A 22,405-nucleotide genomic window follows, 5' to 3' on the forward strand; every position below is an offset into this window, starting at 1 on the left:
TTGAACCATCTGCCCACCATCCTGCATTAGATTTTATCCATTCAGGCACTAATACAATGATATTTGAGTCAATTTTTCCAATAGGAACAATTTTGAATCCTTTCCCCTCCAAAATTGAAATTATTGTTACTAAATTTTCAATTTGTTTTTGATTTGGAGAATTAGTATATGTAGAATTTACTATTGTAGAAAATTCTTGCGGCTGAATTGAAATAACTGCAAATCCATAATTGTTTACTCCCTGAACTGCTTCATCAACAATTTGCTGTGTTGATCTTCCTTCATAGATATTTTCAACAGTATTAAATTTTCCAGTAGATGTTATTTGGGGAAATCTATAGATTTCTTTTCCTTTCAATTCAAAAGGAGGTGCATATTCATTGATTAAACTTGAACTAAGATGTGTAATCCCATTTTCTTTTAAAATCATCATTGTATCTGAATTAATAACATTATTTGGAGGAAGGAAAATATGAGGAGTTACATTTAATGTTGTTTTTATAAATTCAATTGAATTTTTCAGATTTTCATTTTGTTCTGATTTATTATAGTTACTATATGGTGTCAATCCAATTCCTTTTGTAGCCACTTCCAAATATTTTCCATTTTTTACAATATTTTCTTTCATAAAATTTGTTATTTTTTGATCTTCGCCAAATGCATCGGCTATAATTCCTACTGTCAATGGCTTTCTATTTTCAATAAATGTATTCATAATTTCCATTTGAACTTCATTTAACCAATAATCTTGAACTCCATCTAATCTGAAAGATACACATTTGCATGTGTCAATAGTTTTTTCATTTGTAACTGTATCAATTTGAGTATCTGTTTTATTGTCCACTGTAGTTTTATTTTCAATTACAGGAGGGAAATTTTTTACATTGCTAATTTTGACTAATGATGAGTCTAATTGAGAAATTTCGTCCAATAATTCACTTAATTCTGACAATGCACTTTGGTTTGGATCTCCATAAGTATCGTTATTTTTTATTGTAAATTCTTGAGGATGTAACATGACTATAGCGTATCCTCTTTTGTTCAAACTTTGGATGATCTCTTCTGTAATCTGTTCTTTTTCATTTAATACCCAATCAATACCATTAATCAAAACTCCAGTTTCTGTTGTAGCGGGAACAATGTAAAATCCATCATCAAAATATGTCTGATTATTTGTAATAATATGTGATATCAGATGTGAAAACCCATTCTTCTTTAGTATTTCAACTGTATCTTCATTATACAAATTTTGAGGAGGTATTAACGATGTTGATTCAACGCCAAAAATTTCTAAAATTTTCTTGTTTGTATCTACAACATATTTTTCTTGAATATCCTTGCTCAGATTTGTTAGTGCTTCATTATTCCAACTATGATTTACAATCTCGATTTCATTTTTATCTAAACTGTCTTTAATTACAGATACTATTTTTTGATCAGATCCAATAAGATTGCCTATGATTCCAATAGATAATGGAATATTTTTTTCGGTAAATAGATTTATCAGTTCTATTTGTGTCTCTGATAGCCAATAATCTTGAACATCATCTAATCTAAATGATATACAATTACAATTTCTAAATGGGTTTTCTTCATCTAAAATCTCTTCAGTGAACTTGAAAATATTAAATTTGTTTAAATCTCCAATCACATGAATATTATTTTGAGGCCATAATCTATTCTCATTTTCGTTATTTGTTTTGATCATTACTGTATAAGTTCCTGATTTTAGATTTGAAAATTGTGCATCGCCTCTAAAATTTATCTTTGATGTAATTTCATTATTTTCTCTAATATTTTTTAAAATTACATTATATTCTCCGTCTGTAGATGTGATTAACTTTGACCCATCATACAAATTTATTGAAATTAAATTTTCAACGTACTCTGGAATCGCTGTAACTATTTTTTGATCAGTTGCAATTCCTGGAAGTAATTTTATTGGAGAATAAGATTTTAAAAATAATTCTCCCAAATAAACATCTGCAATGTAGTGATCTCCTTGCTTAGAAGTTGATTGAACCCAATATCTGATCGTTTCTCCCTGATCGTTAGTTGTACCTCTTCGCCATTCTGAATTATCATGAGATTTGATAATTACAGTAGCATCCTTAATTGGTACCTGCCCATTTTTATAAAAGACTCCAAACTGTACTCCTCCTGATAGTGGTATGTTTATGATTAGTTTTTCAGGATTATTGTTTAACTGAACATAGCCTACATCACCATACATCCCATTAACAAAAACTTCAATTTTGTATCTGTGATTTTCAGGAACTGTAATAAAGTCAGGATTACTTTCTAATGTTTTCTCTAACATTGGTTTATTGTTAAAATCTTGATAAACCAGTAATTTTATTTCATTATGGTCTACTCTATCGTCATTAGTATATTTAATTTCGACTTCAATAGTTTTGTCAGCATATGCATTTTCAATTGAAATCATTAATGTGATGGAAAATATGATAATTGCTATTATGGTGAATTTACCTGATTTCATATTTACACTCCTATTCTTTTTGCACTTGTCCAAGTAGCTTTCTTATTTCTCAATTGTTCTATAATTGCTTTTAGTAGTAAAAAGTCAATAATTTGCTTGAATCCATATACTAAGAATATTGCATGCCATAATAATTTCGGATCCTCCTTATCAATTCGTAATGCTAACGCTGTCATCAGGTAATGTACAACAACAAATATCATAGAAATTTGTAAAATGTATAATCCATCTCCTAGTATTATACCTAGTATTGCATTTGCAGTTGCAATAAATCCAATTATTGGGGTTACTACCATTCCTAAGAACAAGTATGGTAATGACAATCTCTGTAAATAACCAAATCTTGGATTTGTCAAAGCATCTGAATGTCTTTTTAGAACTTGAATGTTTCCTCTATACCATCGTTTTCTCTGTGCCACAAAATCCTTCAGCGTATTTGGAGCTTCAGTGTATGCTGTAGCTTTGCTGCTTCCTTGAGTGATCAATCCTGCCTTTAACAATTTTATCGTTTGATCAAAATCCTCCACAATAGTGTCTTTACCATATGCTCCGGCTTCTATTAAAAATGATTTTTTAAAAGCACCTAATGCTCCAGGAACTATGGTTATTGAACCAAATATATCAAAAGCTCTTCGTATTATTTGGATTCCTGTGATGTATTCTAATGCTTGACATTTAGTTAATACATTCATTCTGTTTCTAACTCTAATATTGCCTGCTACAGCAGCCACATGTTTGTCAATTTCAAATCCTTTGACAATCTCTTTTAATGAATTTCTTCCAATAATTGTGTCTGCATCTACAATCACAATAATTTCTCCTTTGGCATACACCATTCCATAATTTAATGCAGTTGCCTTTCCACCATTTTCTTTATGAAGAACATGGATTTTCTCTTTGTATCTTGATGCAATTGCTAATGTTGAATCTGTACTACCATCATCCACAAAAATTATTTCTTTGTTTGGATATTTTGTTTCCAATAATCCTTCAATTGTGTTTGCAATTACTTTTTCTTCATTGTATGCTGGAATCACAACAGATATTTTTGGAAATGTTTTAACATCTTTTTGATTATCTTCTCTGTATTTACTTACAACTGCCATTGGAACAAAAAGCATTGTAGACCAAAATGAAATTGTTAATGCCCACAACAAAATTATTCTTACTGGGGATTCTAATAATGTATAACCCTCATAAGCAATCATTGTACCTATAATGAAAGGTGAACCTAAAAGAAATATTAGAAATACAGAAGGTGCGCGTTTTCCTGGTTTATTTTTTGAATACATTTTGCCAGTTGCCCCTATAACATGATACAATGTGATTACACCTCCAATGCCCATAGCAATCATACTGATTGGACCTAAAATGAAAAAAACACTTAGTATTAGAAAACCAACTATTGTGACAGTCAAACCAACTTGAACTAAATCTACTTTCTTTTTTACAATGTTTTGTAATTCAGTTGAATCGATTGTGTTTTTTTCTACATTTATTGTGATACAATTTCCATGATACCAGTTATTGTTGTATCTTAATGATTTTTCTTCTAGATTAATTTCTTTTTGACAAGTCTTACATTTTACCATGTTAGGATTTAGAAATACTGATTTGTCTTTTGAAACATATTGCTCTTTTACTTGCTCGTATTTTATGTCTAAAATTTCAATATCTAAAATTCTCTGCAAATATAGTTTATCTGAATTTATGATTTCTTTATTCTGTCTTAGTCTTTTTAGTAAATATTGATTTCTACCTTCATCGCCTTTTGATTGTTCTATGGCATCTGCTAGTTTGGTAATAAGGTAATTTCTATCCAATTTTTATAATTGTTAATGCCTGATCTGTCATTATATGTGAGTTCGTCATGAAAGTTTTCCTTTCAGTCTATTTTTTTGAGCAACGTTTCCTGCATGAGATAAATAAATGGGGTAAATACATTGAATTTATGAAGAAAATTTTCGTTAATGGTTATGGCTCTATTGGAAGTAGAATTGTTTCTTTTCTAAAAGACGATCCTGAAATTAGTGTAGTTGGTATTGGGAAGTATTCTCCAGATGAAAAAGTTAGCGAAGCTATCTCAAAGGGTTTTGACGTATATGTTCCAGAAAACAAATTGGCAGATTTTGCAGATTATAAAATTTCAGGCTCTATTGAATCTGCACTAGATAAATCTGATTTAGTTATTGACGCTTCCCCTGGCGGTCATGGGTATAAAAACAAGAAAAATCTATATGAACCAAAAAACATATCTGCAATTTATCAGGGAGGAGAGTCCACAATGGGTTCAGAATCTGTATCTGATTTACTGTTTAATTCTAGAGTAAATTACAATCAAGCATTAGGAAAACATCATGTTATGCAAGGAAGCTGTAATGTAACTGGAATGGGAAGAATATTGGAGCCTTTACGAAATAAATTTCGTGATCAAATAGTAAGATTTGATGTGACTCTTGTCAGGCGTTGGGCTGACATTGAGCAAACTGAAAAAAAGATTTCAGACACTATTGAAATGACTGAGAAGCCTCATCATGGGGATGATGTCAAACTCTATTTTGGCAAAGATGCTCCTCTATATGTACGAGCCATTAAAGTACCTACAAGACAAATGCATTTGCACATAATGGACATACGATTTAAAAACACGGCACCAAAACCATCTGAGATTCATGAAATATTTACAAATGAATTTGGAGTGGCAATACTATGGACTGCAAAGGGAACAAAAGATATTCGAGATTGTGCTCAAAACATGGGATTTCATTTTGTAGATACCAATATGATACACATTCATGCAAACATGACTACTTCAATTGGAGATACCGTACAAATGATGTATTCCGATGATCAGACTGGAATCGTGATTCCTGAAAATCACATGTTGATGCAAGCAATGCTTTTTGGAAGGTCATATGAAGATTCTTTTACACATACGGAATCTATATTTCATATGAATGAAAAAAAGCAAAAATTACAAGAGTATTTTGCTAAACAATAATTTTATCTCTTAATTCGCTCTATTCTAATTTTTTCAGGAATGTTTTTTCTTACTTTCTCAACAACTATTCTTATGTTATCCATTTCTATTTTATCTCCTTCTTGAGGGATATCTTGTAATTGCTCATGTAATAGCCCGTTCAGTGTACTATAATCATCGCCTTCAGGCAATTCCGATTTAAAAATCTCATTAATTCTTTCAATTTTGATTTCACCATTTGTTATGATTGTATCTTTGTCTATTGATTGATGATCAACTGACGTCGGAAGATCTGTTTCATCTTCTATATCCCCAATAATTTCTTCAATAAGATCTTCTAATGTGACTAATCCTTCTACCCCATTATGCTCATCAATTACTATGGCCATGTGGATTTTTCTACCTTTCATTTCTTTTAATAATGAACTAACCATTTTTTCTTGCGATGCAAATACTGGTTTTCGTGCAATCTGTTCTAATGTTTTCATTTTGTTGTCTGACTCAAACTCTCTAAGGACATCCCTTACATGAATAAATCCTACTATGTCATCATGAGTTTCACCATAAATTGGAATCCTTGAATGTGAATTTTGATTGATTATTGGTAGTGCTTCAAACAACAACATTTTTGCAGGAAGCATCTGCATTTTTGTTCTAGGGGTCATTACAGCTCTAATTACTATATCATCAAATTCTAATGCTCTGTGAACTAAATCTCGTTCATGTGTTTCTATTGCTTCATCTCTATGTCCCTGATCAATAATGCCTTTGAGTTCATTTACTGTTAACGCTGGTGGGTAATAGCCACTTCCTGTAATTTTGATCATTATGCGTGTAATTCTTTCTAAAATCCAAACAATCGGATAAGTAGCATAACTGAACATCATTAGAATTCCACTTGAGCGAAGTGCGATTTTGGTTGCATTTGCGTTACAATATGTTTTTGGAGTGACCTCACCAAAAATAATAAGTAAAAACGTCATTATTCCTATCGCAATTCCTAATCCCTCATCACCAAACAATTCAATTGCAATTACGGTAGCTAATGCAGATGAACCGACATTTACTAAATTGTTTCCAAGATTTACTGCAGACAACATCCATCCTGGATTTGATTTTAATTTCTGAAGTGCTTTTGCCCCTCGTTTTTTTTGTTTTACTAGCTGTTCCACAGTAGCTTGGCTTGTACCTACTAACGATACTTCTAATCCACTAAAAAACGCCGATAAGCCAATCAAGCCAGCTAACGCTACAATTGACATCCATAATTCTACCATCGTATTCTCCTCAAAAATCCATTAGGATTATACTCGTTAATCATCTAGTTTTTTTGCACCATCTTTTGGTTGTAATGTTTCTATAAAACATGAATTTAACTCTTAAGATTCAAAAATTGTTTTTAAGATTTGAACCCAAACACTACCTAATTTTTAGGAGGAATTGCAAATTTATTTGCAGGATTGTTATGATATTCGACAGGCAACATTGCATCTTTTTGTCGTCCTGTAAGAATCCCTACAACAACATCATCATTTTTGATAATTCCTTCACTCTTTAATTTTTTTATTCCAACAACTGATGCGCCTGATGCCATTTCACAATCAAATCCATTTAGACCTACAACAGACATACCATCTAACATTTCTGAATCAGATACAGTTGTAGCAACACCGTTTGTAAATTCTAATGCACGTAAACCTTTCAAAATGTTTGCAGGTCTACCAATTTGAATTGCAGTTGCTTTTGTTTTTGGTCGTAATCCTTCATTATCCAAATGATCATAATATCGTGATATCAACTCCACATTTGGTTTACCTTTATTCCATCGAAGTTCTTCACCTTCAAATTTCCCATTATACAAATCAGATAATGTACTTGCTCCTTCTGAATTTATAACTGCAATTCTAGGAATTTTTTTAATCCATCCCCATTCATATAATTCCATCAAAGCCTTTCCACAACTAGATGTATTTCCAAGTGCTCCTCCAGGATACACGATCCAATCTGGAGATTCCCAATTCAAATATTCTAATGCTCTAAATGGAATTGTTTTTTGTCCTTCTATTCTAAATGGATTGATAGAATTAACAGTATATCCACCATGGTTTTGTGCGTCATCCAGAGATTGTTTTAATGCGTCATCAAAATTTCCATCAACTTCTATAATTTGAGCTCCAAATTGATATGCTTGACTAAGTTTTCCAGGAGCTATTTGCCCTGCAGGTATGTATACATCGCAATCTATTCCTTCGTTTGCTGCAAACATACCAGCTGATGCAGATGTATTGCCTGTGGATGCACAAACAATTTTTTTTGCTCCAACCATCTTTGCATGAGTAACAGCTGTAGCCATCCCATTATCTTTGAATGATCCACTTGGATTGTATCCTTCAGGCTGTAGCCATACTTTATCATTTGAAATACCCATAAACTCTGCAGCTTTTGACATGTGGTATGGTTTTGATTGTCTCCCTTCTGCTCCATCAAGAGATACTAGATATTTTGCACATTCATCAAAATTTTCAGTATCAATTTGACAAAAATTAAGTAGTTCTCTAAATCTCCAAACCCCACTTTCATTAAAAATACTACTTTCAAAATCTCGTCTTTTGTAAAAAACTTGTTTTAATGTGACAGGTGGAGTTTTCTTGTATTTTACATCTAACAAATGACCTTTTTCACATTGCACATTGGTGCTTTCAATTGGATATTCTAACCCACATTGAGGATCAGTACACTTGAGATAAGCATCACCTTGCATCGTAATTACACTTAATCGGTGATAATTTAAAGCAAATGTGTAATTTTTAGACAAGTCAAGCTATTTTTCCTAAACTTTAGATTAGATGGATCTAAAAACTTGATATGGTCCCACATACTGAACATTTAAAAAATATTCTTTTGCAAATACTTGATTCATATAAAATTCTTAATGAAATTCAAGATAACCCCGGAGATCTTGATAAAATTAAGAAAGAGATGCTAAAGATAAATGGATTTATCAAAGTTGTTTGTAATAATATTGACGAGTATGCCATCCCTTTATCTGATTTTAAAAAAGTAAAAGTCAAGTTAAAGCATTATTTAGAAAACTATTTTTTTGAGAAAGAGATTGAAACTATGGCACCTTTGTATTCTGATGATACTTATAGACTAAAAAATATGAGATTAAAAATAATTGAAGCGTTAGATGATCAAAAAATGATGGACAATGTTGGAGATTTGATTGAGAAATTATGACTGATAAAAAATGTATGTTATGTGGATGCCAAGATCACAGATTGTTTGGTTGTTCAAGACATCTTTCCAAAAAATGTAGTTGCTATAAAGCCAGATGATTTAATGATTATTTTCTTTTAGGTCCAGATCTTTCATGAAAATTTAAACAACATTTGCATTCTTTCTCAATGCATTCAGATTCACTATGGTGACCACAAATACCACATTCACAACTTTTTGACATGATCATAATTACTGTATTAAGAATATAATTTATCCACTAATTTTTTATGAGTTTAAGGTCAAAATAGGATTATTTTTTTGATTTTGATTTCTTTTCTGGTTTTCCTTCTAATTCTTTTTTAATCTCTTCTGCTTTATTGTCGACAGCTTTGATAATCTCTTGTATGATTCCATCTAAATCACTATCTTCGGCTGCCGGTTCAATCGTACTCGCAATTTCATTTATTGTACTTGAAATTTCCGCACTGACATCTTCAAAACTTTCAGGATCCTCATATGCGGCATTATAAAGATCTTTGAGATTGTTTACATGGCTGATCACTTGTTCGGTTAATACTATTCTGTAATCAGTTCCATTCACATCAAATTCTTTCAAACTCATATTGATTTTTCAATCTCTTTTTGTTTATAATGTTTTTCAGAGTAAAATAATGATGTTACATGTGATTATAATCAAAATACAATATAATCTAGAGCCGAGGCGTCACTGATCAACCTAGTATGTTTTGAACCTACCACATACCCATTTTTAATATCCTCTACTGGAATCCATCTATTTGTTGATGTGTAGTGTCTTTTTTCAGCTAATTCTCTTTCAATAGATTCTATGTCAAATTCAGCCTCTTCAACTTGTTGTGTTGTAAGATGTTTAACGGTCACCAAGATTTTTGTAACCTTTACACGATCACCGAACTTCCATTTCAATACAGGAGTTTCATCAGATACTTCTAAGATCTTGATTTTCATCTGTTTTTTTCCAAATGCATCATGGCTTATCAGTATCCTTTCATCAGTAAATTCTTCAAAACTAATTCTTGAACTAACTTCTGCATCAGAAATTGTTTGTAACAATGATTCTGAATTCTTTTCAGTTGTTTTTATCTCAGTATCGTCTTCCGACATCACAGTTATAGAGTCGTTATCCTTAAAAAATGATTTGAAAAATTTGTAAATTAGGCACTAGTTCGCTGTTTTGTTTTAAATGGCATTACACATTCTTTCAAGTATATCTCTTCTCTGCCGTCATCCGTCTTGGCAAAGAATTTACCCTCATAAGTGCACACACAGTCAGTAATTTTCATAGATTCATCCCATATTTTGAAGAATTCGCGTAATTCTCTACTTTCGTATTCTCCAACCCCTATTCTTTTCTTTGAGAGAAACTTGAATGCAAGTATGACATTTCTTTTTTTGTATATGTCAAATGTCTTAATCCATGACAAACATCGTTCAATTTGGTCTGCAGGAACTGGAAGTGATGTACTAGTTCCAGACTTTGCTTCAATTGTAAATATTGTACTGGCATCTGTATTTACAGCTAATACATCAGGTAACGCAATACTGGGAGATCCTAGTCTAAATGCTTTCCAGTTTTCTATGCTGTTAAATCGTTTAACAATAGTGTCTTCCCATTGATAACCTCGTTGTCTACGAGTTCTTGCTATTTTTTGATTTTTAGTCATTACATTACTCTTTTGCGTCGTAACGGTTAATGAAGTAAAGTTTGATCTCAATACCATATATTTTCTATTCTTGTTTAGTAGACTAGGTAATTATACAATAACTCAACAAAATACTACACAAGCATAGTGATCATCTTAACCTTTTAAAATCTAAAAAGATACAGTTAATGTTAATATTGGAATCTGAGATATTAATAAAACAACTCCTAGAACGGAGGAATCACCATCTAAACATGTTGAAACATTTGGATTTTAGATTAATAATGGATCCTTTTAAAGATGAGATTAAAAGCATAGAAAGATTACAAACAACCACGATTGATCAGATAAAAAAAATAGAACAAGAAGTTGCTTTTTTAACATTAAGGGATAATGAAAACGTACAATGAGTTTATCAAACCCAGCCAGTGTAAAAAACTATGTTTGATGAACTTGTAAAGAATCTTGTTCATGTAAAGCAGAGTTTTGCAAAGAATTATTCTAGAAATGCACACATTCAAGAGATAATCCCATCATTTGTTTCAGAAAAATTTCCATTGTCTCCGTCACATTTACAACTACTTCATGATTTTGCCCACAAAAATCCAATCTATCTTAATCACTATGAAGAAAATATTGAAGGAACATTATGTACTGTGTATGAAGGAGACATCAACGAGTATTGGTTAAACAGTATCAAACACGGTTCAAGTTGTCAGCCATTTTACCCTACTTGGATAATGTCTGCATTTGTTATGACTAGTATTGCTAAAGAATTAGGATATACTGAATTAGTAGATATTGGTTCTGGAGATGGGAGAATAGCATTTTGTGGCACCATTTTAGGACAAACAACTCATAGTATTGAAATTGATGATGTGTTGGTAGGGTTACAAGATATTATTTGTAAATCCACAAACCAAAATTTTTATCCAAAATGTGCAGATGCTTTAGAGTTTGATTATTCTCAACTAAAATTAGACAAGCCAGTTTTTTTCATCGGAGGACTTCCTCAAATGGGAGGGGATATTTTGGCGACAAGCATCATAGAAAAAATTAACTCTAATTCAGAGCTGAAAAACAATACCTGCATTGTCTTTGCAGGAACTCATATCAAGCGACAATTATCGGGGAATTTAGAAAATGGCGGATGGAGTTCCTTAATTGAAAAACACAACTTAAAAATAATTGATACTGTATCTCTACCTACAATTTGGACATTTGATCAAACGGTAGAAACACCATACATCTATACTGAATTTAACTGACTTCAAAAAAATAATTTCCTTCTGATATTCCACATTTTGACATTTTTACAGATTGTCCGATATCAGGGATTTTTGGAATGGTTGCAATTAATCTAACAGTTTTTTCAAATTCAACTATGCAAAAATACTGGTTGTTTTTACTTGAAAATTCAATGATTTTCCCCTCAAAATTCCCTTCTTTTAGAGATACATTGCCAAAACAATTATTGCAAAATTCTGTGGGAGGCCATACAATTTTTTTACACTCGTTGCATTCAGGCACACAAAAAATTCCCTCATTTAGTTTAGTTTCAAAATTCAATTCTCTAAAACCAATACTGTGGAAGATGTTGCTGCTGCTGACATGTTATGAACTAATCCTACATTAGCATTATCTACTTGCCTTTTACTTGCATTTGATTGAAGTTGTTGTGTAATTTCTATTGTCTGTGCAATTCCTGTTGCACCTAGTGGGTGTCCACATCCAATTAATCCTCCTCTAGGATTTATTTTAAAATTATTTGTATTATGTAATTCTTTGATCATATTGATCCCATTTCCTTTATCAGAAAATCTTAGAGATTCTAATGCAATTGGTTCACAGACAGAAAACGCATCATGCAATTCTATAACATCGATATTTTTAATATCTTTCTTTGACATTTTTAATGCTGTTTCACAAGCTTGTTTGGTGGATTCCATCGATGTAAATGAAGTATTTTTTGTAAATCCAGCTGAAATTGTTTTTTGTCCTATGCCTGTTATCCAAATTGGTTTTTCAGAGAGTTTTTTTGTTTTTTCCTCAGACCCTAAAATTATTGATGCGCTTCCAGTACACGGCTGAGAACAATCTAATAATCTTATATCATCTGTAAGTTGTTTTGAATTCATTACATCCTCAACTGTAAACGTTTTATTTGATATTGCATTAGGATTTTCTTTTGCCTGCTTGTGATTTTTTACCGATACTATTGCTAGATCTTCATCTGAAAAATTGTATTTTCGTTTATAGGATTTTGTAAAAAATGAAGACCAAAAAATAGGATGTTTGTATTCTCCACGAGATGCATCCCACTCTAACACACTACCAGGACTATCATATCGTTCAGCACCTGCCACCAGTACCAAATCTGCCAAGCCTGAAGCAATGTAAGAATATGCAGAAACAATAGAATTCGTGCCTGAATTACATAGATTTTCAATAGAATGTGCTATTTGTGGTTGAATGCCTGTCATTTCAGACAAAATCGGGGACAAGTATTTTGAATTGTCATTTGTAGATACTAAAACTGCATCAATATAATCGCGATTTATGTGTGAATTGTTTTTGAATAGTTCTTTTACAGAATCCAATAAAATGGAATCAATTTTTTTGTCTTCTTTTGTAAAAGGAGTAATACCATATCCAACAATCCCAACCTTATTCATATCATTCATCCAAAAATGTTTTTTTAAATAACTCAAATGAATTCATTGTTGCTCCAATTGGATTAAATTGCAAAATAGGCTGATCAATTCCAGCACTAATAAAATTACTTAATTGTTTTTTACATTCTTCTGAAGTTCCAGATATTGCAAGTGATTGCAACATTGTATCTGTAACTAAATCATGATTTGATTTAAATCCTGATTTTTTAAATTCATCATAAATTTCACTAGTTTCTTTTTGAAATCCATTATCTGATAAAAATTTACGATAAATATCCCCAACAGAAACATAAAACGCAATAGTTTTTTTTGCTCTCAAAATTGCTTCCTCAGAATTATCAGAAACACATGTAATTAATTGGCATGTAACATCTATTTTTCTCTTTGATTGCATTTTTGATATTGTTTTTTTCATTTCATTTAACGGTCTAAGATAAAATATTACTCCATTTCCAATTTCCCATGCCAAATCAACCATTTTTTTATTAATTGCAGCAAGATAAATTGGAATTTCTTTTCTTTGTGGTTTGATTAATAATGTAAAATTATTTAATTTGAAAATATTGCCATCATAATTTACTTGCTGCCCAGATAACGTTAATCTAATAATTTCAACATATTCTTTCATCCTTTGTAGTGGCTTTTCAAACTTATTACCGTGAAATGATTCGACTATAGGTAAACTACTTGTACCGAGTCCTAAAACCAATCGTCCTTTAGATAATGTATCCACAGTTGCTGCGCCCATCGCAATTATGGATGGACTTCTGGAATAGATGTTAATTATCGATGAGCCTATTTTTTGATTTATTGTTGTAGATGATACTATTCCCAACATTGAAAAATTTTCCATTCCCCATGTTTCAGGCACCCAAATAGCGTCAGTGCTAGTATTTGAGATGATTTTTGAGCATTTTATCACCTCTTCTATTGACAATAATGATCCCAAACTACACGCAATACGCATGAAAAGAGTAATGTCTTTTGGATATTCTAGTGTATCTGTTTTAGTAATAGGTGAATTTTGATTGAGGCTGAGTATTATCAGATCAGAACAAAAATAGAATCGTTGAGCGAACAAATACCCTCGGAAAAAATCAATGAACAATCAGCATTTTGGGGTAATGCAACAAAATATGCATCGATAAGTAACGATGAACGATTTGTTGAAGAAATTGCATATTGTATGGTTACATTACACAGAACTGGTGCATAAAATTCGTATTTTATTTTATTATTTTCTCAATTTCAGATGAACATGTTTCGATATCTTTGAATGAATCTATTGAATACCACTTTACATTTCTAAATTTTTCAATGTAGAGTTTTCCTTTTTTAGCATAATCTGGAAAAACTGTTTTTTCAATGTCACCTTTTAATGGCAAGTCTTTGAGAATGCTTTTTTCCAAATGATAAATTCCTGCATTCATCCATATATCTGAAATTTCTTTCTTTTCTTTGAATTTTATAATTTTATCATCTTTTGTTTCTAAAATTCCAAATTTTGTTTGTAATTCAATAGATGCAATAGAATTTTGTTTTTTTGATAATTGTTTTAAATCAATATTTGTTATAACGTCGCCGTTAAGAACAAAAAAAGATTTATCGTGAATCATTTTCCCAGCTTTTTTAATTGCACCACCTGTACCCAATGGAGAATCTTCAATTGAAAATCTTATTTTCATATTTATTTTTTTAATATTTAAATAATTTTCAATCATATCTTGCTTGTAACCTGTACAAACAATCACTTCATTCACTCCAAATTTTTTAAGATATTTTATTTGCCATTCAATAATTGGAATGTTTTTTATCGGAACAAGCGGTTTTGGGACATAGTCTGTAATGGGTTTTAGTCTTTTACCTCTACCGCCAGCTAAAATTAGTGCTTTCATCTATTCTGTGATAGGTTTTTCAGGTTTTATATTTTCAGAATTTGCAAGATCTTCCATCTTTTTTGCAAATTCATTGTAGATCTTCTCTAGTTCCTTTAGTGGCATTTCAATACCTAACAATTTCATAGTTTTGTTCCAAGATTCAATATATTTTTCATCATCTAATCCTTTTCCAAGTGTCTCAGCAATGGAGTGAACGCCTTCTGTTTTTCCAAGGGCATAAATTGCAATATCTTTATCGGTTAACATGATTTTTCACTTTCTGTCAAATAGTAATGTAATTCTGTATAGCACTCAACACAGTATTCTTCAAAATTAGTATGATCACAGTCATACACTTTTTTTACATCGTTTGCACACTTTGCACAAGTAACCATGCTAATTGCTTAAGATTTTTTAATTTTAAGTATACCTAATCCTATCTGAATTGCACCAACAATCAGTAATGGAGCTACTTCAGAGGCCATATTTCTTCCAGATGCTTCTGCTTCTATTGGATCAGCATTACCAATAACAAATGCACCACCAAAGATAATCAAAATGCCTGCGATTATTATCATAATGCCTAAACCTTTTGAAGGTTTTTTTCTTGAAATAAAGTATGATATAATTGGCAATACCATTGCAGGAAGACCTAATCCCATCCCTCGAATTTTATGATCAAATGGAATGAATCCTACTTCGTTGCCAGTAATTTCAACCACAGCCACATCAATTGCATAGATTACCAGTAATGCAATAGCAATACCAGTTATGATTAATGCAGGAGTTAAAGCCATATTCCATTTCTCTTTTATCAATTAATAAATCTAATTAGATGCTTTGATAACTGTTTTTGATTTTAGTGCATCTAATTTTTTTAATAACTCATCTATGGGCTCCCCATTATTTCCAATTATGTTAAGGTGTCCTAATTTTCGATGGGGTTTTGAAATTTTTTTCCCATACATTTTCAGAAACACTCCTGGATCAGTCACTTCTAATGGCGTGTATTCTCCAGTGAATTCATCACTACCTAAAATATTATACATTATAGAATTGTAAATCAATCTCGTACTTCCTAATTTCATTCCAAGAATTGCCCTCAAATGTTGTTCAAACTGAGATGTCTCACTAGATTGTAATGTATGATGTCCTGAATTATGTACTCTAGGAGCAATTTCATTAATCACCACATCGTTATTTGGAGTGACAAACATCTCTATGCCAAAAATTCCTGCACCTTTTAAAACATTCATTGTTTTTTCTGCTATTTGTTCCGCTTTTTTTGCAATATTTTCAGAGACTCTAGCTGGAGCAATTGTTTCTCGCAAAATATTTTCTTTATGAATATTCTCAACTAATGGATAGGTTTTGATTTCTCCATGTGTGTTTCTAGATGCTATAACTGATACTTCCATACTAAATGGAACAAACTTTTCTAATAGAAGAGGTTGTCCTTTAAAATAATTAAATGCGGTTTGTATTTCATCTTCGGAATTAATTTTGAAATTACCTCTGCCATCATACGCATCTCTTCTAGCTTTTAGCATTGCAGGAATTCCAAATTTTTCCAAACCTTTTTTGACATCTTCAATACTTTTTATTTCAATAAATTCAGGAACAGCTATATTATTTTCATGTAAAAACGATTTTTGCAGGAATTTATCTTGAATGATTTTTAGAGTTTCAGGAGAAGGATTAATTTCGGATTTGTATTGAACTGATTTTAAGATATCACTGTCCCCAGATTCAATTTCATAAGTAATGATATCGGATCTATTTGCCAATTCAATGATGGCATCTTTATCTTTAAAATCGGCAATAATTTGTGTTGCTCCTACCTGAGATGCAGGACAATTTTCAGTAGGATCTAAAACAATAATTTCAGATATTTCGTTAGGCATTTTTTTTGCGGCTTCAGTAATCATCATTCCTAATTGACCTCCACCAATTATCCCAAGAATTTTTGCCATTACGAAAAGAATGTTTTTGGATTACAAATATCTAATGTTAGTTTGTTCATATGTTTTAATAGATTAACAATAGAATTCTTAATTACTCTCTAGTTTTTTCTATTATTATGATATATTCAAAAAAACCTCTTGTGGGAATAATTATGGGTTCAAGTTCAGATAGTAGGATCATGCAAGGAGCAGCTGAAATCTTAGACGAGTATAAAATTAAACATGAAGATCAAATTGTTTCTGCACATAGGACTCCTTCGAGGTTGGCTGAATATGCTAAACATGCAGAAAAAATGGATTTTAAAATTATCATTGCAGGAGCTGGAGGTGCAGCACATTTACCTGGAATGATTGCATCTCATACAACTATACCAGTAATTGGTGTGCCAATACTAGTTTACAACGATAAACATCAAAAAAAATCCGACACTTCAAAATTTTCTGCTTTTGGAGGATTAGACTCATTGCTATCCATTACTGAAATGCCATCAGGTTCTCCGGTTGTTGCAGTAGGAATCAACAAAGCAGGTAATGCAGGAATATACGCAATGAAAATACTCGCAAATGAATTTCCAGATTTGAAAAAGAAACTAAAAGAACACAAATCAAATCAACATAATTCAGTCATGAAAGAATCCAACCAATTAAAGAAAGAAGGCCTTTCAAAATTTGCAAAAAAGAAATTCAACTAATTCAAGTAAGTAGTGTGAATTGAATGTTCTTCTTTTTTAGCGCATCAATGAGTAATTCTGTTTGTTCTTTCCCTTGTGTTTCTAGACTTAATGTCACACCTGCAGAACCTGCATTGATATTAGAACTTAGTCTGTCATGAACCACTTCAACGATATTTGCATTAGCTAAAGTAATCTCATCAACTATTTCTTTAAATGCACCTGGTCTATCAGGTAGTAAAATAGATAATTTGAGTAATCTGCCCATAGCTGCAAGACCTTTATCCACTATTTGCCCCAATAGATACATGTCCACATTACCTCCAGCCAACACAGCTACAACTTTCTTTCCTATGGCAGGTTTTTTGGATATTAAATAAGCTAAACTTGAAGCTCCTGCAGGTTCTACCACAAATTTCATTCTTTCCATTAGTAAGAACATTGCTTTTGTAATTTCAGTATCATCTACTAAAACTATTTCATCTATCAGTTCTTTGATAATTGCAAATGTTAATTGTCCTGGAACTTTAACAGAGATACCATCAGCTATTGTTCTCTCCCCTCCACTAGAAGTGATAGAACCTTGTTTTATTGAGTCATACATGGATGGAAATGATTTTGATTGTACACCAATTACTTTGATTTGAGGATTTTTTTCTTTTATCGCAATCAATATACCTGCAGCTAATCCACCGCCGCCTATTGGCACATAGATCTCATCTACATCTGGTAAATCATCTAATATTTCTAATCCGATAACTCCCTGTGCTGCAATTATTTGCGGATCATCAAATGCATGTATCATTGTTGCACCGGTCTCTTTTGCTATTTCTTTTGCTTTTGCTGATGATTCATCATAGTTTATTCCCTCTAAAATCACATTGGCACCATAACCTCTAGTTGCCGCGACTTTTGCAGGAGATGCATTTTTTGGCATTACGATAGTACATGGAATTTTTTCTAATGATGATGCATATGCTACACCTTGTGCATGGTTACCTGCAGAAGCTGCAACAACTCCATATTTTTTTTCTTCATCAGATAATGATTTAATTTTAAAATACGCTCCGCGAATTTTAAATGAACCAGTTTTTTGTCTAAATTCTGCTTTCAGATATACATCTGACCCTGTCATCACACTGAATGTTGGAGTATGTATTAGAGGGGTTTTTTTTATATCATTTCCTCGTAATGAATTTGCCTTTACTATTTCATCATATGATGGATTCATTGGAAATGTTGCTAATGATTCGGTGTATTTGACTTCTTCTATACAAAAATTGTATTTTTTGTCAACTTTTATGCGTAATTTTTGAGGAATGCCTAAATAGTTCAAAAATAGGTTTCAAATTATATCAGGGAATCCGGAACTCCCCTTTGAGAAAGGTTTCTCATTTTCCGGTTCCTTGGTTTATGATTTAATTATAATTTCAAGTTCTTCTAATCTTTTTAAAATATTTGTTTTTACCGAATCAGGGATTTTTCTCGGATCAAATACTCCTTCACGATTATTATTTTTTACAAATTCTAAATCTAATGCCAATAAACACCCCTCTTCACCTGCAACTAATCTTGGATCATCAATTAAAACTGGGGATGTTTGATAAGTTTCAAGTAAAAGTGAGTCTAATTCTTTAAACAACTCACTCTTTTTTTCAGATAATTCTTGGAAATCAACACCTGCGTCTTTTTGAATTTCTGTAAAAACTTTTTCTCTAAATTCATCATTTTCATAAAAAACCTCAAATAATTTTTGATGATCAAAGTCTTTGTATCCCATTTCTTTTAGTTTATTTAGAACAATTTGATCACTATTATCTGCTAACTGTTCTTGTTTATTTTTTGTTGAATCAACAATCACTGCTAATTCTTTTTGACAATCAATTACGCGTTGAATTGGTTTGTAGTATAATAAAACATGGAATTGTAATGACATATGACCCGATAATAAATAATTCCCTTCACGTATCTCAAATTTTGTAAAAATTCTTCGAATGTCTTGATTGTTTGATATTGATACATCTTGTAAATCCCAATCTTGTAATGAATCATTAATTTTTTGAAAATAATCAGTAACTAGCTTTGGATCAAATGTTTTTTGTTCTGTAATCGTAGAATCCCCCATCATAACTTTCACATCGATCATTTTTGTCAAATCAATCATTTTTGGAAGATATGTTTTTTGGATTGATTCATTTTTCTGATTTAACAGTTGAAGGAACTCATTTTGAGATCTTGAGCCTAATCGCACAAAAAATAACAACTATTTACTCTCCTTAAACCTTCATCAAAATCTAAATAGATAAAATCACTATTTTAGGCATGAATAAATCCAAAATTAACTGTGAATATTGCAATGATGATATTACCGAATACTATCACGAAGGATATAAGGGGAAAAGAGGCAAATGCCCTCGTTGTGGAATAGATTTTCCCTTAGAATAAGAGAATAATATGACTGAAAAAACAAACAAAGAAACTACAGATACTGGACAAAATAATAATGTCGTAGACATGCTCCTTAGTAAAAATCCAAACCAAACACTAGATTCAGAGACAATGATTTTGGAGACACAAAAGCGTGTTTGGGGAGCACTCAAAAAAGGTTACGAATATTCAGGAGTCATCAATGATTCAGATAAATTTCTGAGAAAAAATGTTTTTTCAAAATTAGATATGGCTGTACTCTATGTAGATTTAGTTGGTTCAACTACCATGACATTAGAAATGCCTGAAGAAAAAATTGCAATTATTGTAAGTTCGTTTTCACAAGAAATGGCAGCAGTCATTAGACAACATCAAGGATATGTTTTAAAATTTGTAGGAGATGCAGTGATTGGATACTTTATTGGAGAAAATAATAGTTTACTTGCAGCAGATAATGCGGTGGATTGTGCAAAATCAATGCTCACTGTAATTCAAAAGGGCATCAACCCAATTCTAAATCAATATGACTATCCAGATTTAATGGTAAAGATTGGTGTCGATTATGGACAAAATATTGTAGTAAGATATGGTGCAGATATAGAAAACTCTCATGTGGATTTAATGGGACCTGCAATGAATATTGCATCAAAAATTCAAAATATGGCAAAACCAAATCAGATTTTGATTGGGAACGATGTGTATCAAAGAATTCATCCAAATTCCAAGAAGGAATTTACACAATTAGTATGGAAAAATAATGAATGGAGATATCGTTCCAGAGTAACTGGTGAAATTTACAACGTGTTTGAATTTAATGGGTAAGAAATTGGACTATTATACAGTAAAGTTGTCCGGACATTCTACATGTTCATAATGATGTTCGGTGAATTTTTCTCTAACAACATAAATTACAATTTTGTGTAGATCTTTTTCTTGAATGTCCTTTTTACATTTCAGACATGTTTTTTTTGATTCATACATGTGTAATAGCGATCAAAATTGGGAATCTATAAGGATCTGCGATCAGCTCAAATTGAGCAAAAACACCCCAGATTTAACTAAAGAGTATATCAAATGACTAAAGCAAGCCACAAATATGGCAAATATCGACAAATGTTGTGGACAATTTTGCAATAAAACATTTGCAGGACCTGTATGGTTTGAATCCCAACATCCCTCACATGACCTTTCAATTTCCGAGATTGCCACCCGGATTAACTAATCCAATGTTTAAAATTCATGAAAATCCTATGAAGGAACAATTTTTACAAAATGCAAGCACTATCAATCAAAAATTACAAGGATTTCAACACATGTATCAACAATATGCATCAGGATTACTCTCAATGAACTCTAATGTGATCCCACCAGGACATCCATTATACACCAGACAAAATTCTATAGAAATGCTTCAAAACCAAAATGACAAACTATTACAAGAAAATCTAGAATTAAAGAAAAAATTACAAAAAGACGTAAATTCAAAGTAGATCTTAGTTTCATAAAATGTAATTTTTCAGAATCCTTATTAGTTTCAAAAATTAGTTTTCTTATGGTTAAAACTCCTGCGGACAAATGGAAAGATACAGTAGTAAAATATAGGAAGCAATGTCAAAATATTTTAAAATTATCAAACGGTATTAGATATGCAGGAGTAGTAAATGCTTATGGTCGAACTTTAACTGGAATAATCAGACCAAATCTAAAACCACTTTTAAAATCAGAACAAGTTAAAAATGAATTCTTCATAATTGCTACTTTAATGTCTCTAAGAAAAGAAACTGCAGACACAGTTGGAAAATTAGAGTATGTAATTTTACAACATCAAAAAGTTACAATTCTAATTTTGCAAAAAAATGATGTCACATATTATGTTTCAATAAATCGAAAAGAAAAAGGCTTAGAGAAAATAATATCTCTAATCAAAAAGACAATCTAAGCTGGTGTAAATCCTTGATATCCACTTGTTTGTTGAGCTTTATCTTCAAAGCTTGGCTCGAATAGTGAAATAAGATAATCATCAGGATCTAAAATCACTGCGTTTTTGCCTGCCTCTCTTTCAACTATGTCACGATGAATTGTAACGCCTTTTGCTTTTAATTCCTCAACTGCGGATTTTACATCACCAACAAGAAAACCTATTGTGATTCCATTTTCAATAGAACTGCCAATATGTTGTGCCGTTAATGATGCAGGATGTAAACTCAATAAAGCACCAGATGTACCTAAATCTACCCAAGATCTTCGCTGATTTTTGATTGGAAGCCCTATGATTTCGTGGTAAAAGTGGAGTGATTTGTCAATGTCTGAAACAGCTAAAATTACATTTCCTACTTTTTTGATGTTCACGTCTAGTCTACCTTTAAGTTCTTTAAATCCATTGTTATTGAACTTCAATAAAAAGGGA

Annotated in this window: 26 protein-coding genes; 9 read left to right on the forward strand and 17 right to left on the reverse strand. The window is 31.6% G+C overall.

The genetic code is table 11. From position 1 onward, the window contains the following. Both WDZ98_RS02270 and WDZ98_RS02275 read right to left on the reverse strand, forming a co-directional pair. Positions 1-2,500 (reverse strand): polysaccharide deacetylase family protein (locus WDZ98_RS02270; RefSeq protein WP_368060910.1); only part of this gene is annotated, 2,500 nt, incomplete at its 3' end. Positions 2,501-2,502: 2 nt separating this feature from the next. After that, the gene (locus WDZ98_RS02275; protein WP_368057978.1) at positions 2,503-4,323 is read right to left on the reverse strand and encodes a glycosyltransferase; all 1,821 of its coding nucleotides are present in this window, start codon (positions 4,321-4,323) and stop codon (positions 2,503-2,505) included. Between the two features lie 128 nt (positions 4,324-4,451). Here WDZ98_RS02275 and WDZ98_RS02280 point away from each other — a divergent pair, with 128 nt between their 5' ends. Beyond that, the gene (locus WDZ98_RS02280; protein ID WP_368057976.1) at positions 4,452-5,501 is read left to right on the forward strand and encodes a type II glyceraldehyde-3-phosphate dehydrogenase; all 1,050 of its coding nucleotides are present in this window, start codon (positions 4,452-4,454) and stop codon (positions 5,499-5,501) included. Between the two features lie 2 nt (positions 5,502-5,503). Here WDZ98_RS02280 and WDZ98_RS02285 read toward each other — a convergent pair whose 3' ends face one another. Continuing rightward, a complete protein-coding gene (locus tag WDZ98_RS02285; protein WP_368057974.1) occupies positions 5,504-6,757 on the reverse strand; it encodes a hemolysin family protein in 1,254 nt (417 codons plus the stop codon). 146 nt (positions 6,758-6,903) lie between these two features. Continuing rightward, positions 6,904-8,241 carry a threonine synthase gene (gene thrC, locus WDZ98_RS02290; RefSeq protein ID WP_368057972.1) on the reverse strand — a complete coding sequence of 446 codons (1,338 nt, stop codon included), beginning with the start codon at positions 8,239-8,241 and terminating at the stop codon, positions 6,904-6,906. Between the two features lie 104 nt (positions 8,242-8,345). Between thrC and WDZ98_RS02295 the strand changes: the two genes are divergently transcribed. Further along, a complete protein-coding gene (locus WDZ98_RS02295) occupies positions 8,346-8,720 on the forward strand; it encodes a hypothetical protein (protein ID WP_368057970.1) in 375 nt (124 codons plus the stop codon). 292 nt (positions 8,721-9,012) lie between these two features. Here the strand turns inward: WDZ98_RS02295 and WDZ98_RS02300 are convergent, their stop codons facing one another. The 3 genes from WDZ98_RS02300 to WDZ98_RS02310 form a co-directional block, all read right to left on the reverse strand. Continuing rightward, the gene (locus WDZ98_RS02300) at positions 9,013-9,324 is read right to left on the reverse strand and encodes a hypothetical protein (RefSeq protein ID WP_368057968.1); all 312 of its coding nucleotides are present in this window, start codon (positions 9,322-9,324) and stop codon (positions 9,013-9,015) included. 71 nt (positions 9,325-9,395) lie between these two features. Continuing rightward, positions 9,396-9,845 (reverse strand): hypothetical protein, encoded by a 450-nt coding sequence (locus WDZ98_RS02305; protein WP_368057966.1) that lies wholly within the window; start codon positions 9,843-9,845, stop codon positions 9,396-9,398. Positions 9,846-9,895: 50 nt separating this feature from the next. After that, a complete protein-coding gene (locus WDZ98_RS02310) occupies positions 9,896-10,405 on the reverse strand; it encodes a resolvase (RefSeq protein WP_368057964.1) in 510 nt (169 codons plus the stop codon). A gap of 233 nt (positions 10,406-10,638) precedes the next feature. On the opposite strand from WDZ98_RS02310, the gene WDZ98_RS02315 reads away from it, so the two are divergent. After that, on the forward strand, positions 10,639-10,794 hold the full coding sequence (locus WDZ98_RS02315) for a hypothetical protein (protein ID WP_368060912.1): 156 nt from the start codon (positions 10,639-10,641) through the stop codon (positions 10,792-10,794). Between the two features lie 30 nt (positions 10,795-10,824). Then, positions 10,825-11,652 (forward strand): hypothetical protein, encoded by an 828-nt coding sequence (locus WDZ98_RS02320; RefSeq protein WP_368057960.1) that lies wholly within the window; start codon positions 10,825-10,827, stop codon positions 11,650-11,652. On the opposite strand, the gene WDZ98_RS02325 is transcribed toward WDZ98_RS02320, so the two are convergent. From WDZ98_RS02325 to WDZ98_RS02335, 3 genes are read right to left on the reverse strand one after another with little or no spacing between them, the layout of a single operon-like run. Beyond that, positions 11,645-11,914, reverse strand: coding sequence for a hypothetical protein (locus tag WDZ98_RS02325; RefSeq protein ID WP_368057958.1), 270 nt, complete (start codon positions 11,912-11,914; stop codon positions 11,645-11,647). The genes WDZ98_RS02320 and WDZ98_RS02325 overlap by 8 nt on opposite strands. Positions 11,915-11,949: 35 nt before the next feature. Beyond that, positions 11,950-13,059 (reverse strand): thiolase family protein, encoded by a 1,110-nt coding sequence (locus WDZ98_RS02330; protein WP_368057956.1) that lies wholly within the window; start codon positions 13,057-13,059, stop codon positions 11,950-11,952. Position 13,060: 1 nt separating this feature from the next. Then, entirely contained in the window at positions 13,061-14,026 is a 966-nt protein-coding gene (locus WDZ98_RS02335) for an LLM class flavin-dependent oxidoreductase (protein ID WP_368057954.1), read from the reverse strand. A gap of 102 nt (positions 14,027-14,128) precedes the next feature. On the opposite strand from WDZ98_RS02335, the gene WDZ98_RS02340 reads away from it, so the two are divergent. After that, entirely contained in the window at positions 14,129-14,275 is a 147-nt protein-coding gene (locus WDZ98_RS02340) for a hypothetical protein (RefSeq protein ID WP_368057952.1), read from the forward strand. A gap of 10 nt (positions 14,276-14,285) precedes the next feature. Here the strand turns inward: WDZ98_RS02340 and WDZ98_RS02345 are convergent, their stop codons facing one another. The 4 genes from WDZ98_RS02345 to WDZ98_RS02360 form a co-directional block, all read right to left on the reverse strand. Then, positions 14,286-14,954 (reverse strand): NDP-sugar synthase, encoded by a 669-nt coding sequence (locus WDZ98_RS02345; protein ID WP_368057950.1) that lies wholly within the window; start codon positions 14,952-14,954, stop codon positions 14,286-14,288. Beyond that, positions 14,955-15,203 (reverse strand): hypothetical protein, encoded by a 249-nt coding sequence (locus WDZ98_RS02350; protein WP_368057948.1) that lies wholly within the window; start codon positions 15,201-15,203, stop codon positions 14,955-14,957. It lies immediately after the preceding gene. A gap of 137 nt (positions 15,204-15,340) precedes the next feature. Further along, entirely contained in the window at positions 15,341-15,733 is a 393-nt protein-coding gene (locus WDZ98_RS02355; RefSeq protein ID WP_368057946.1) for a hypothetical protein, read from the reverse strand. 30 nt (positions 15,734-15,763) lie between these two features. Next, the gene (locus WDZ98_RS02360) at positions 15,764-16,909 is read right to left on the reverse strand and encodes a 5-(carboxyamino)imidazole ribonucleotide synthase (RefSeq protein WP_368057944.1); all 1,146 of its coding nucleotides are present in this window, start codon (positions 16,907-16,909) and stop codon (positions 15,764-15,766) included. A gap of 107 nt (positions 16,910-17,016) precedes the next feature. Here WDZ98_RS02360 and purE point away from each other — a divergent pair, with 107 nt between their 5' ends. After that, on the forward strand, positions 17,017-17,592 hold the full coding sequence (purE, locus tag WDZ98_RS02365; RefSeq protein WP_368057942.1) for a 5-(carboxyamino)imidazole ribonucleotide mutase: 576 nt from the start codon (positions 17,017-17,019) through the stop codon (positions 17,590-17,592). Between the two features lies 1 nt (position 17,593). Here purE and ilvA read toward each other — a convergent pair whose 3' ends face one another. Both ilvA and WDZ98_RS02375 read right to left on the reverse strand, forming a co-directional pair. Next, the gene (gene ilvA / locus WDZ98_RS02370; protein WP_368058426.1) at positions 17,594-18,802 is read right to left on the reverse strand and encodes a threonine ammonia-lyase; all 1,209 of its coding nucleotides are present in this window, start codon (positions 18,800-18,802) and stop codon (positions 17,594-17,596) included. Between the two features lie 180 nt (positions 18,803-18,982). Beyond that, positions 18,983-19,822, reverse strand: a complete 840-nt coding sequence (locus WDZ98_RS02375; protein ID WP_368058424.1) for a hypothetical protein — start codon at positions 19,820-19,822, stop codon at positions 18,983-18,985. 203 nt (positions 19,823-20,025) lie between these two features. Here WDZ98_RS02375 and WDZ98_RS02380 point away from each other — a divergent pair, with 203 nt between their 5' ends. From WDZ98_RS02380 to WDZ98_RS02390, 3 genes are all read left to right on the forward strand, one after another. After that, a complete protein-coding gene (locus WDZ98_RS02380) occupies positions 20,026-20,820 on the forward strand; it encodes an adenylate/guanylate cyclase domain-containing protein (RefSeq protein WP_368057940.1) in 795 nt (264 codons plus the stop codon). 296 nt (positions 20,821-21,116) lie between these two features. Continuing rightward, positions 21,117-21,488 carry a hypothetical protein gene (locus WDZ98_RS02385; RefSeq protein WP_368057938.1) on the forward strand — a complete coding sequence of 124 codons (372 nt, stop codon included), beginning with the start codon at positions 21,117-21,119 and terminating at the stop codon, positions 21,486-21,488. Positions 21,489-21,550: 62 nt separating this feature from the next. Next, a complete protein-coding gene (locus tag WDZ98_RS02390) occupies positions 21,551-21,937 on the forward strand; it encodes a hypothetical protein (RefSeq protein WP_368057936.1) in 387 nt (128 codons plus the stop codon). Here the strand turns inward: WDZ98_RS02390 and WDZ98_RS02395 are convergent. Further along, positions 21,934-22,395: a VOC family protein gene (locus WDZ98_RS02395; protein WP_368057934.1), complete on the reverse strand. Its 462-nt coding sequence runs from the start codon at positions 22,393-22,395 to the stop codon at positions 21,934-21,936. The genes WDZ98_RS02390 and WDZ98_RS02395 overlap by 4 nt on opposite strands. Positions 22,396-22,405: the final 10 nt, after the last annotated feature.

Origin of the sequence: Candidatus Nitrosopumilus sp. (assembly GCF_040878665.1) — an archaeon.
Taxonomy (GTDB): domain Archaea; phylum Thermoproteota; class Nitrososphaeria; order Nitrososphaerales; family Nitrosopumilaceae; genus Nitrosopumilus.

Coding starts and splice junctions, on each gene's coding strand:
- WDZ98_RS02335 (WP_368057954.1), bottom strand. CDS start 14,026: ATGCGTATTGCGTGTAGTTTGGGATCATTATTGTCAATAGAAGAGGTG.
- WDZ98_RS02310 (WP_368057964.1), bottom strand. CDS start 10,405: ATGACTAAAAATCAAAAAATAGCAAGAACTCGTAGACAACGAGGTTAT.
- WDZ98_RS02305 (WP_368057966.1), bottom strand. CDS start 9,845: ATGTCGGAAGACGATACTGAGATAAAAACAACTGAAAAGAATTCAGAA.
- WDZ98_RS02355 (WP_368057946.1), bottom strand. CDS start 15,733: ATGGCTTTAACTCCTGCATTAATCATAACTGGTATTGCTATTGCATTA.
- WDZ98_RS02285 (WP_368057974.1), bottom strand. CDS start 6,757: ATGGTAGAATTATGGATGTCAATTGTAGCGTTAGCTGGCTTGATTGGC.
- WDZ98_RS02380 (WP_368057940.1), top strand. CDS start 20,026: ATGACTGAAAAAACAAACAAAGAAACTACAGATACTGGACAAAATAAT.
- WDZ98_RS02330 (WP_368057956.1), bottom strand. CDS start 13,059: ATGAATAAGGTTGGGATTGTTGGATATGGTATTACTCCTTTTACAAAA.
- purE (WP_368057942.1), top strand. CDS start 17,017: ATGATATATTCAAAAAAACCTCTTGTGGGAATAATTATGGGTTCAAGT.
- WDZ98_RS02390 (WP_368057936.1), top strand. CDS start 21,551: ATGGTTAAAACTCCTGCGGACAAATGGAAAGATACAGTAGTAAAATAT.
- WDZ98_RS02315 (WP_368060912.1), top strand. CDS start 10,639: ATGTTGAAACATTTGGATTTTAGATTAATAATGGATCCTTTTAAAGAT.
- WDZ98_RS02350 (WP_368057948.1), bottom strand. CDS start 15,203: ATGTTAACCGATAAAGATATTGCAATTTATGCCCTTGGAAAAACAGAA.
- WDZ98_RS02295 (WP_368057970.1), top strand. CDS start 8,346: ATGGTCCCACATACTGAACATTTAAAAAATATTCTTTTGCAAATACTT.
- WDZ98_RS02360 (WP_368057944.1), bottom strand. CDS start 16,909: ATGGCAAAAATTCTTGGGATAATTGGTGGAGGTCAATTAGGAATGATG.
- WDZ98_RS02345 (WP_368057950.1), bottom strand. CDS start 14,954: ATGAAAGCACTAATTTTAGCTGGCGGTAGAGGTAAAAGACTAAAACCC.
- WDZ98_RS02280 (WP_368057976.1), top strand. CDS start 4,452: ATGAAGAAAATTTTCGTTAATGGTTATGGCTCTATTGGAAGTAGAATT.
- WDZ98_RS02320 (WP_368057960.1), top strand. CDS start 10,825: ATGTTTGATGAACTTGTAAAGAATCTTGTTCATGTAAAGCAGAGTTTT.
- ilvA (WP_368058426.1), bottom strand. CDS start 18,802: ATGAATCCATCATATGATGAAATAGTAAAGGCAAATTCATTACGAGGA.
- WDZ98_RS02300 (WP_368057968.1), bottom strand. CDS start 9,324: ATGAGTTTGAAAGAATTTGATGTGAATGGAACTGATTACAGAATAGTA.
- thrC (WP_368057972.1), bottom strand. CDS start 8,241: ATGCAAGGTGATGCTTATCTCAAGTGTACTGATCCTCAATGTGGGTTA.